12 protein-coding genes are annotated in these 9536 nt (G+C 68.8%); 9 read left to right on the forward strand and 3 right to left on the reverse strand.

The window, feature by feature from the left end; translation table 11 throughout:
- Nucleotides 1-149: 149 nt before the first annotated feature.
- Genes V2J85_RS40105 through V2J85_RS40115 form a run of 3 tightly spaced genes read left to right on the forward strand, consistent with a single transcriptional unit; the run spans nucleotide 150 to nucleotide 1764 of the window.
- On the forward strand, nucleotides 150-413 hold the full coding sequence (locus V2J85_RS40105; RefSeq protein ID WP_261950964.1) for a hypothetical protein: 264 nt from the start codon (nucleotides 150-152) through the stop codon (nucleotides 411-413).
- Nucleotides 394-912, forward strand: coding sequence for a DUF6879 family protein (locus V2J85_RS40110; protein ID WP_261950965.1), 519 nt, complete (start codon nucleotides 394-396; stop codon nucleotides 910-912). Before V2J85_RS40105 ends, V2J85_RS40110 begins: the two co-directional genes overlap by 20 nt.
- Nucleotides 913-915: 3 nt before the next feature.
- A complete protein-coding gene (locus tag V2J85_RS40115) occupies nucleotides 916-1764 on the forward strand; it encodes a helix-turn-helix domain-containing protein (RefSeq protein ID WP_261950966.1) in 849 nt (282 codons plus the stop codon).
- Nucleotides 1765-3070: 1306 nt separating this feature from the next.
- Here the strand turns inward: V2J85_RS40115 and V2J85_RS40120 are convergent.
- Both V2J85_RS40120 and V2J85_RS40125 read right to left on the reverse strand, forming a co-directional pair.
- Nucleotides 3071-3241: a hypothetical protein gene (locus tag V2J85_RS40120; protein ID WP_261950968.1), complete on the reverse strand. Its 171-nt coding sequence runs from the start codon at nucleotides 3239-3241 to the stop codon at nucleotides 3071-3073.
- Between the two features lie 20 nt (nucleotides 3242-3261).
- A complete protein-coding gene (locus tag V2J85_RS40125) occupies nucleotides 3262-3654 on the reverse strand; it encodes a hypothetical protein (protein WP_261950969.1) in 393 nt (130 codons plus the stop codon).
- Nucleotides 3655-3702: 48 nt separating this feature from the next.
- On the opposite strand from V2J85_RS40125, the gene V2J85_RS40130 reads away from it, so the two are divergent.
- Together V2J85_RS40130 and V2J85_RS40135 are read left to right on the forward strand one after the other, a co-directional pair.
- The gene (locus V2J85_RS40130; RefSeq protein WP_330824333.1) at nucleotides 3703-4590 is read left to right on the forward strand and encodes a helix-turn-helix domain-containing protein; all 888 of its coding nucleotides are present in this window, start codon (nucleotides 3703-3705) and stop codon (nucleotides 4588-4590) included.
- Complete coding sequence (locus tag V2J85_RS40135) at nucleotides 4587-4796, forward strand: DUF397 domain-containing protein (RefSeq protein WP_261950971.1); 210 nt, start codon at nucleotides 4587-4589, stop codon at nucleotides 4794-4796. Before V2J85_RS40130 ends, V2J85_RS40135 begins: the two co-directional genes overlap by 4 nt.
- Nucleotides 4797-4852: 56 nt before the next feature.
- On the opposite strand, the gene V2J85_RS40140 is transcribed toward V2J85_RS40135, so the two are convergent.
- Entirely contained in the window at nucleotides 4853-5218 is a 366-nt protein-coding gene (locus V2J85_RS40140; protein WP_330824334.1) for a hypothetical protein, read from the reverse strand.
- A gap of 224 nt (nucleotides 5219-5442) precedes the next feature.
- Between V2J85_RS40140 and V2J85_RS40145 the strand changes: the two genes are divergently transcribed.
- The 4 genes from V2J85_RS40145 (at nucleotide 5443) to V2J85_RS40160 (ending at nucleotide 9394) form a co-directional block, all read left to right on the forward strand.
- On the forward strand, nucleotides 5443-6561 hold the full coding sequence (locus V2J85_RS40145) for an energy-coupling factor ABC transporter permease (protein ID WP_330824335.1): 1119 nt from the start codon (nucleotides 5443-5445) through the stop codon (nucleotides 6559-6561).
- Between the two features lies 1 nt (nucleotide 6562).
- The gene (cbiQ, locus tag V2J85_RS40150) at nucleotides 6563-7324 is read left to right on the forward strand and encodes a cobalt ECF transporter T component CbiQ (RefSeq protein ID WP_330824336.1); all 762 of its coding nucleotides are present in this window, start codon (nucleotides 6563-6565) and stop codon (nucleotides 7322-7324) included.
- Nucleotides 7312-8085 carry an energy-coupling factor ABC transporter ATP-binding protein gene (locus V2J85_RS40155; RefSeq protein WP_261950975.1) on the forward strand — a complete coding sequence of 258 codons (774 nt, stop codon included), beginning with the start codon at nucleotides 7312-7314 and terminating at the stop codon, nucleotides 8083-8085. Before cbiQ ends, V2J85_RS40155 begins: the two co-directional genes overlap by 13 nt.
- A gap of 103 nt (nucleotides 8086-8188) precedes the next feature.
- Complete coding sequence (locus V2J85_RS40160) at nucleotides 8189-9394, forward strand: serine hydrolase domain-containing protein (protein WP_330824337.1); 1206 nt, start codon at nucleotides 8189-8191, stop codon at nucleotides 9392-9394.
- Nucleotides 9395-9536: the final 142 nt, after the last annotated feature.

Here is a 9536-nt window from a genome sequence, read left to right on the forward strand (position 1 = left end):
CACCACCCCCGCCCACCACCGGGCTGGCTCGTCGCTGGCGTAAGGGAGGATGAAACCGCGGACCGGGAAGCCAGGCCCCCTTGACGCCCTGTGCCCACAGGGCGATGGTCGTGCAATCGAGCGCAATTGCATCGCCAGGGGAGGAAGGCATGCAGCTACGTTTCTTAGGGATCATCCCGAACACACCCGTTGACGACTCTCCAACCATCTGGCTGGATCAAGACAGCGGAGATCTGCTGATCCAGTCCTACAAGGCCACAGATGACGAGGTCGCAGCGTGCCAGGAGATCGGTTCGATTCCCGGCCACTCCACAGACGTGCCGGATCACGAGACGATCATCCGGCTGCCGGCCGTGATGTTGAAGTACATCCCTCGACCGGAGGACGGAGACGGTGAAGTACCCCGTACGTGAAGGGCTCGCCAAGGCGCAGCACTCCGCAGTGCACTTGGAGATGCGCGACATCTACACCCCAGATGATCCCGAGTTCGCACGTTGGCGAGCGGGGCACCGGTACGACAACGACCCGACGAAGCTGCCGGGCTACTGGGGATCTTGGGATGACCTGGCGACTGAGACGACAGCGCGCGGAGTCGTCATCAGGCGAGCCCGCATCGTCTCGGAGCCGGTAACCGACTACATCCGATACGAACACGACATGTCGTTCGCCAACGTTGCGGCAGGCGAGCTGGTCCGATGGCTTCCCCGCCGCAAGGCCGCTGACATTCCGCTCCCAGGAACCGACCTGTGGATGTTCGACAAAAGGTCAGTGCTGTTCACGTACTTCTCAGGCGCAGGCGACGTAGTCGACCGCGAGTGGCGCACTGAACCAGCTGTCATCGAGTTCGTGAGTTTGGCTTTTGAAGCGGTGTGGGAGCGAGCCATCCCGCACGAGGAGTACAAGCCCGTCTGACCCATGGCAGTCTCGTCATCGTCCAGCGTCCAGGCAGCCCGGCAGGTGCTTGCAGACCGTCTCCGTGAGATCTGCCGGGACGCCGGCTTGGAAGGTAAACAGCTCGCTGCGGCGTGCGGCTGGCACCCGTCCAAGGTGTCTCGCATTGCCACCGCCAAAACCTCACCATCCGCTGACGACATCCTGGCGTGGTGCCAGGCGTGCGGCGCGGAGGAACAGGCGCAGGACCTCATAGCCTCTCTGCGGGCTGTTGAGGGCATGTGGATCGACTGGCGCCGGATGGAGCAAACAGGTCTCAAGCACGCACAGGAAGGGCGGCTGCCACTCTTCAAACGCACCCGTTGGTTTCGGTGCTATTCGTCGTGGCTCATGCCTGGACTACTCCAGACCTACGGCTACACGGAAGATGTGCTGCGCGCAGTCCAGCGAAGGCGGGTAGCCATCGATGACGTAGCCGATGCAGTCGCCGCCCGCATGGACCGTCAGCGCGTCCTGTACGAAGGGCAGAAGAAATTCGCATTCCTGATTGAGGAGTCGGTGTTGCACAACGCCCTGGGCAATGCCGACATGCAGGTGGAACAACTTGAGCACCTGCTGACGGTCGGCACGTTGCCCAACGTGAGTCTTGGAGTAATCCCGGCCAGGACCGGCCGCACACGCATGCCGGTAGAAGGGTTCTGGATCTTCGACAAGTCGCAGGTCAACGTAGAGCTTGTGTCGGGTTATCTCACGCTCGTGCAGCCCAGTGAGGTAGGCGCGTACGCCGACACGTTCGCCATGCTGGCCGATCTCGCGCTCTACGGCGACAAGGCTCGTGGGTTGATCGCGTCAGCCATGGCCTCGCTGAGGTGATTGCCTTGCAATCGCGTGCAATTGACTGTGAGTTGAACCGCGCCGACTCCTAGCGTTGTCGTCATCGAGGCGACGCGCGAGGTGAACGGCGGAGGGGTCATGACCAGCCCGATTCGATACAGGCAAACGCCCATTGAACTGTCCTTGGATCCCTGGCTGCTGGATACGCCGAAGTCAGACCGCGCAGAGGGCTGGTGGGCGCCGCTGGGCGGCAGGCTGGATGGGTGCTCGAAGGTGGTGTTTCTCCCGCAGGGAGCGAAGGTGCCACCGTGTCCGTTTCTGTGTCCGGACTGCCGATCCAAGGGGCGTCAGTGAATGCTCTGCCCTCACGGGTACGCCATGTCTGAAGAGCAGGCCGGCATGTGGGTCTGCCACATCTGCCCGGCGATAGTCGGAACCTGAAGACTCCCGCCCCGGCGGCGGAACCTGGACAGTCGAGCAGCCGGGACGGGTGACCTACCGCAGAGGAATCCCTCTGCGGCCTATGGGCCATGCCTCGACGGTACGGCGGCATGGCCCCTCGCGAAAGAGGAGGTTGGTAGATGGCCGTTGCTGTTGAGACGTACGAGACACGCACGCCGGACGCCGAAGGGTGGCGAGGCGTTCCCTTCCTACACCCGGCGGACATGGAGGCGGACGGCGGCAAGCATGACGGCGGCCCCATGCCCCCGGAGGCTCCGCGCGAGCCGTCCCCGCAGGGTGGAGGGGGTAAGTAGCCCCTGCCCGTAACCACGAACGTGACCCTGCTCCGGCGCATGGCCGGAGCAGGGTCACGGTGCGTTCAGCGGACGAGTTGTCACGCGGACGAGCGTCGCGCCACGCTTGCACGGGAGGCGATACCGGGAGTTGGCCCACTCAGCCATCGGGCCTCCTGCCGACGCTTCGAGTGTGGCAGAGGTCGACTACGGCTTGTTCCGACATGGCGGGCGGGGAGTCGGCATCGGCTTGATGGGCCGGGTGTCTGTATGGGCCGCCCGCACTCGGGGGGGGGGGGGTGAGCACAGGCGGCCCCTTCCACACACACGCGCGATCACTGCCGGCGGTGTGGGCTCCCCAGCTCCAGGCCGCTGCACGGAGGTCTCGCGGCCGAGCAGGGCGTATCTGGTGATGCGGGCTACCGCGCAGTCCGGACGGCTGCCCTCACTGGCGCCCCTTCTCCACGCAGGGGGTACAGGGATACGGACAGGGCGGAACGGGTTCTTCAACGGGGATGAATGTCACGCCGGGGGACACGTAAGCGTGCTGGACCGGTGGCCCGCTGACCCGCTCCTCCCGCTCACTGGCGGCGGGACGGGGTGGCTGCTGCTCAGGCATGGTGGCCCTGCTCGTGGTGCCGGATCTGCTGGCTTGCGACGACGGCCACGGCGAACTCTCGGCGCTTGCGTGCCTTGTACCGAGTGGCGTCCAGTTCGGCGCACTTGGGGCAGCCGGGGACGGGGTCAGGGGTGAGGTCCTCGTACGGACACGGGAGTTCCACGGGGTTCTCCTGGAAGCCGCTCACTGCCGCGCCCCCTGCATGATCTTCTTCACCAGTTGCTCGGTCTGACCGAACGACAGCCATGGCGGGATGATCCGATTGCCCGCCGTACCCCACACGACATGCGACGGAGGCGCGAGGACGCCTGCCGCGCGGAGTGCGGCATCCAGCGCCCTCGCGACCTCGTACGTGTCAGCCCAGAACACTCGGCCGCCCAGCACCTCGGTCAGCTCGATCCCCTGAGCGGTCGCCAGTGCGGCGGGACGGATCCGGTGGCTCTTGACGCCGGCAATCTCGTCAAGAGCCGCGAGGGACGGGGCGGGATCAAGCCCGGCCAGGCGCAGCGCATCGTCCAGGCGCCGACTCAGCTCCAAGACGGCCTGCTGCGGCGTTCTGAGGGTGGGGGCAGTCATGGTCGTGCGCTCCTCTCCGTAGTGATTCCGCTACCGGGAGGAGTCAGCGTGGCCTACAGTCGGGTTGTCTTCAACGTTCTAGAGGCGGAGGGCACTTTGGTTAACGTGAAGGAGCTGAACCCGGACGCTTCGCCTCAAGCGGCGTACGGAGCACGACTGCGCAGTGCACGTGAGGCACGCGGCTGGAAGCAGGACGAGTTGGCTGAGCGGGTGGGCTACTCGGGGCGGCATATTTCAGCGGTCGAAACCGGGCGCAAACCGCCAACTCGCCGATTTTCACGGAGCGTAGACACTGCCCTCGGACTCACCGGGACTACGGAGTCCTTCGAACGCGCGTGGGGGGAGATCCGTAACGGCAGTCTGCCGGAGGGCTTCCCGGAGTACGTCGGGTATGAGGGCAGGGCAGCGGAGATCCGGCTGTACGAAGTGGGCGTGATTCCTGGTCTGCTCCAGACCCCGGAGTACGCGTCGGTACTCGCCCAAAGCGCTGTGAAGCGTGGGGCGATCACGCCTGAGCAGGCAGACGAACGGGTCTCGCTCGTAGCAGAACGTCAAGCCGCACTGGTTCGGTCACGCCCACCGCTGATTCTTGCGGTGTTGGACGAAAGCTGTTTCCGTCGACCCATTGGCGGCCCTGCAGTCATGGAAGCCCAGTTGGCGCGGCTGGCCGAGTTCGCCGAGTTGCCGAACACTACGCTTCAGGTCGCCCCATTCGACATGGGGGAGCGTCGCCCGTTCGACCTCCCGCTGTACATACTCACGCTTCCAGACCGCCAGCTCATGTCCTACGCCGAGTCCGCGCAACGGGGCCATCTTGAGCGAGAAAGTACGTCGGTGCTTCCCATGTTGACGGCATACCATCAACTGCAGGCAGAAGCGCTCTCCCAAGCGGCATCCGTGGACATGATCAACGAGGTACGAAAGGGCACCCCGTGACACCCGAATCCCCCCGCTGGTTCAAGTCCTCCTACAGCAACAACGGCGGCGCCTGCGTTGAGGTCGCCACCAACCTCGCCACCTCGCGTGGTGTGGTCCCCGTCCGTGACAGCAAGGCCCCGCATGGCCCCGTGCTCAGCATCGAGACTGCCGCCTGGTCCTCGTTCGTGGCGGCCGTGCAGGCGGACCGCTTCGGCAATGCCTGACAACTACTGAGGCCCGCCACTCCATCACCGTCGGAGCGGCGGGCTTTCGCTGCTGATCACTTCAACGATTTTTCGATCGCTTCAAAGATGTCCGTATCGGTCTTCTGCTGCCACTCCGGCAGATCGCTCCAGTCCGCCACGTAACCGGGCTTCGGATTCTCGAAATGCTTGAACATCTGAGCGTTCCAGCAGGTCGCGACGAACCGGCTCTTCTGCTCGGAGGTCAGTCGCGACGCGTGGCCGGCGCTCACATCCAGTAGCTGGTGTACTTGCTCGTAGACGGCGCCCGCAGCCTGGCGCTCCCAGTCCGGGGTGTCCTCCCAAGGCGTCACGTAGCCGGGCTTCGGCTCGCCGGGAAAGTGCTCTCGCACACCGGCGATCCATGCCTGTCGGAACAGGCGCGCGCCCTCAACCTGCGACATACCTACCCTCTCGTCACGTGTGCTCACTGCTCTGATGAGCCTTGCACTCCGTCGACTCATTTCCCGCTGGGTACCAGCTCGACGCCTTCGCTGCGGCGGCTGCGGCCACGATGGCGCCTCCCTCCGGGCGCGCACGCCCCTCCCGCATTCAAGGCGCTCTTGCGACTTTGTTGCAGTAAGCCTCACCATTGGCTGGTTGCAGACCCTGAAGCGGAGACCCTGAGATGCACGTACCCGATGGATTCATCAATGCGCCGGTGTCGGTGGCGACCGGTGCGGTCGCTGCGGCGGCGGTCGCGGTCAGCCTGCGCGGGGCCCGCCGCGAGCTGGCGGGTGCGGGTGCGGGGCAGGGCGTCGGGGCGGGGGCGGAGCGGACCGCGCCGCTGGCCGGGCTGGTGGCGGCGTTCATCTTCGCCGTGCAGATGCTGAACTTCCCCGTGGCGGCCGGTACCAGCGGGCATCTGCTGGGCGGGGCGCTCGCGGCGATACTCGTCGGGCCGTACACCGGGGTGCTGTGCGTCTCGGTCGTGCTGCTCATGCAGGGCGTGCTCTTCGCGGACGGCGGGCTGACCGCGCTGGGCGTCAACATCACCGACATGGCGATCGTGACGACCGTGGTCGCCTACGCGGTGTTCCGGCTGCTGGTGAAGGTGCTGCCGCGGCGGCGCAGTTCGGTCACCGCGGCGTCGTTCGTCGCGGCGCTGGTTTCCGTACCGGCCGCCGCGATCGCCTTCACCGGGATCTACGCGCTGGGCGGTACCGCCGAGGTGCCGATCGGCAAGGTCTTCGCCGCGATGGTCGGCGTGCATGTGCTGATCGGGATCGGCGAGGCGGTGATCACCGCGCTGACGGTGGGTGCGGTGATCGCCGTGCGGCCCGACCTGGTGTACGGGGCGCGCGGGCTCGCCAGGCCGCTGGAGCTGCGGACCTCGCCGCTGGCCCCGGAGGGCGCGGGCACGCCCGTCCCGGCCGCTGCCGCCGCCCCCGCCGCCCCGCGCCGTTCCGTCCGCCCGGTCTGGCTGGCCGGGGTCGCCGCCGCGCTGGTGTGCGCGGGCGGCCTCAGCTACTACGCCTCCGCCAGCCCCGACGGCCTGGAGAAGGTCGCCCACGACCAGGGCATCGACGCCAAGACCAGGGACCACGCCACCAAGGACTCGCCGCTCGCCGACTACAGCGTCAAGGACATCGCCGACCCGCGGCTGGCCGGCGGGCTCGCCGGGGTCATCGGGGTCGGCGCCACCCTGGCCGTCGGCACCGGCGTCTTCGTGGTCGTACGCCGCCGCAGGAACGCCGTGCCGGCCCGGAACGCCGGGCCGGCCGCCGAGGGCACCGGGAACGCCTGACATGGGAGCCGGCCACGCACACAAGCTCTACCGGCACGGGCACTCGCCGGTGCACGCGCTGCCCGCGCACTGCAAGATCGCCGCGGTGTTCTGCTTCGTCCTGATCGTCGTCTCCACCCCGCGCGGGGCGGTCTGGGCCTTCGGGCTCTACGCCCTGCTGATCGCGGCCGCCGCCGTCGCGGCCCGGGTCCCGGCCGGCTTCCTGCTCAAGCGGCTGCTGATCGAGGTGCCGTTCGTCGCCTTCGCCGTGCTGATGCCGTTCGTGGCCGAGGGGCCGCGCATCCACGCCCTCGGGCTGAGCCTGAGCGAGTCCGGCCTCTGGGGCGCCTGGAACATCCTCGCCAAGGGAACGCTCGGCGTCGCCGCGTCCGTACTGCTCGCGGCCACCACCGAACTGCGCGAACTCCTCCTCGGCCTGCAGCGGCTCAGGATGCCGCCGCTGCTCGTCCAGATCGCCTCCTTCATGATCCGCTACGGCGACGTGATCACCGACGAGATGCGGCGGATGCGGATCGCCCGGCTCTCCCGCGGCTTCGAGGCCCGCGGCGTGCGCCACTGGGGCGTGCTCGCCAAGTCCGCCGGCGCGCTGTTCATCCGCTCCTACGAGCGCGGTGAACGGGTGCACCTCGCCATGGTCAGCCGCGGCTACACCGGCACCATGCCCGTCATCGACGCCACCACCGCCACCCGCACACAATGGACCCGCGCGGCCGCCCTGCCCCTGGCCGCGCTCGCCGTCTGCCTCCTGGGATGGACCCTTTGAGCACCGCCACCACCGCCCCCTCGCTCGCCGTCTCCGGCCTCGCCTACGCCTACCCCGACGGCCACCAGGCGCTGTTCGGCGTCGACCTGACCGTCGCCCGCGGCGAACGCGTCGCCCTGCTCGGCCCCAACGGCGCCGGCAAGACCACCCTCGTCCTGCACCTCAACGGCATCCTCGAAGCCGGCGCCGGCAGCGTCGCGGTGGCCGGGCTGCCGGTCGCCAAGCAGCACCTCGCGGAGATCCGCCGCCGGGTCGGCATCGTCTTCCAGGACCCCGACGACCAGCTGTTCATGCCCACCGTCCGCGAGGACGTCGCCTTCGGCCCGGCCGCCGCGGGCCTGCGCGGCGCCGAACTCGACGCCCGGGTCACCGAGGCACTCGACCGCGTCGGCATGGCCGACTTCGCCGACCGCCCGCCGCACCACCTCTCCTTCGGCCAGCGCCGCCGGGTGGCCGTCGCCACCGTCCTGGCCATGCGCCCGGAGATCCTCGTCCTCGACGAGCCGTCCTCCAACCTCGACCCGGCCTCCCGCCGCGAACTCGCCGACATCCTGCGGTCGTTGGACGTCACCGTGCTGATGGTCACCCACGACCTGCCGTACGCGCTGGAGCTGTGCCCGCGCTCCGTCGTGCTCTCCGGTGGCGTGCTGGTCGCCGACGGCACCACCCAGGAACTGCTGTGTGACGAGGAGCTGATGCGCACCCACCGCCTGGAGCTGCCGTTCGGCTTCGACCCGCGCTCGGTCACCGTCCCGGGGTGACGCGCCCGGTCCCCGCTCCCGTGTGACGAACGCCACGGCCCGAGGCCCTGGTCATCAGCACCGATCCGGGCGTTGCACCATTGATGGGTCACGAAAGCGACGGATGAATGGGAAGCGGGAATCAGTGGTGGACGTCCAGGGCACGGTCGAGGACGGCTTCGAGCCGGTCCGGGACGCCTTCATGGCCAACTTCGCGCGACGCGGAGAGCGGGGGGCGGCGGTCGCCGTCTACCGGCACGGGCGGAAGGTCGTCGACCTGTGGGGCGGTACGAAGGACGGTGACGGCGCGCCGGACGGCACGGCCGCACCCTGGGAGGCCGGCACCGCCCAGGTGATCCGGTCCGCGACCAAGGGCATCGCCGCCGTCGTTCCGCTGCTGCTGCACCAGCGCGGACAGCTCGACCTGGACGCTCCCGTCGGCACGTACTGGCCGGAATTCAAGGCCGCCGGCAAGGAACGCGTCCTCGTCCGCCACCTCCTCTCCCACCGCGCCGGGCTGCCCGTCCTCGACACCCCGCTCACCCCCGCCCAGGCCCTCGACGGCACCAGCGGCCCGGCCGCGGTCGCCGCCCAGGCACCCGCCTGGGAGCCGGGCACGGACCACGGCTACCACGCCCAGACCTACAGCTGGCTGCTCGGCGAACTGGTGCTGCGGGTCACCGGACGCACCCTCGGCACCTGGGTCGCCGAGGAGATATCCGGGCCGCTCGGCCTGGACCTGTGGATCGGCCTGCCGGATGCCGAACAGTCCCGGGTCGGCCGGCTGGCCCCCGTCACGCCCCCGCCGCCGCCCGCCGCCCACGGCCTGCGGGTCCGCCCCAAGCGGACCGTCGCCGCGGCGTACGAGGACCCGAACTCCCTCACGAGCCGTGCCTTCGCGGCGATCTCGCCGGGCCCCGACGAGAACGACCCGGCCTTCCGCGCCGCCGAACTTCCCGCCTCGGCGGGCGTCGCCACGGCCCGTGCGCTGGCCCGCTGCTACGCCGCGCTGATCGGCGCGGTCGACGGGCACACGCGGCTCTTCGCCCCCGCGACCCTCACCCTCGCCCGCACCGAGGAGTCCGCGGGCCCCGACCGCACGCTCCTGGTCTCCACCCGCTTCGGCCTCGGCTTCATGCTCCACGGCCCGGCCTCGCCGCTGCTCTCGCCCGGCTCCTTCGGCCACCCCGGCCGCGGCGGGGCACTCGCCTGCGCGGACCCCGAGAGCGGGGTCGCCTTCGGCTACGTGACGAACGGGATGCAGCGGAACGTCACGGCGGACCCGCGAGCGCAGGCCCTGCTGGGAGCTGTTTCCCACGTTGTCGGGTGACCCCGTCGTACCTCTTCTGTTTCTTCGCCTTCGGCGGGGTGGGGTTTAGGGCCGGGGGCGCCCGCTTGGTGGGTGGTGCCGGGTTCGGCCCTCCGGCGCCTGTTGTGTGGACTGCTGACGCTTTACGTCCACACAACAGGCG

This window comes from Streptomyces bugieae (genome assembly GCF_036352915.1).
Taxonomy (GTDB): domain Bacteria; phylum Actinomycetota; class Actinomycetes; order Streptomycetales; family Streptomycetaceae; genus Streptomyces; species Streptomyces endophytica.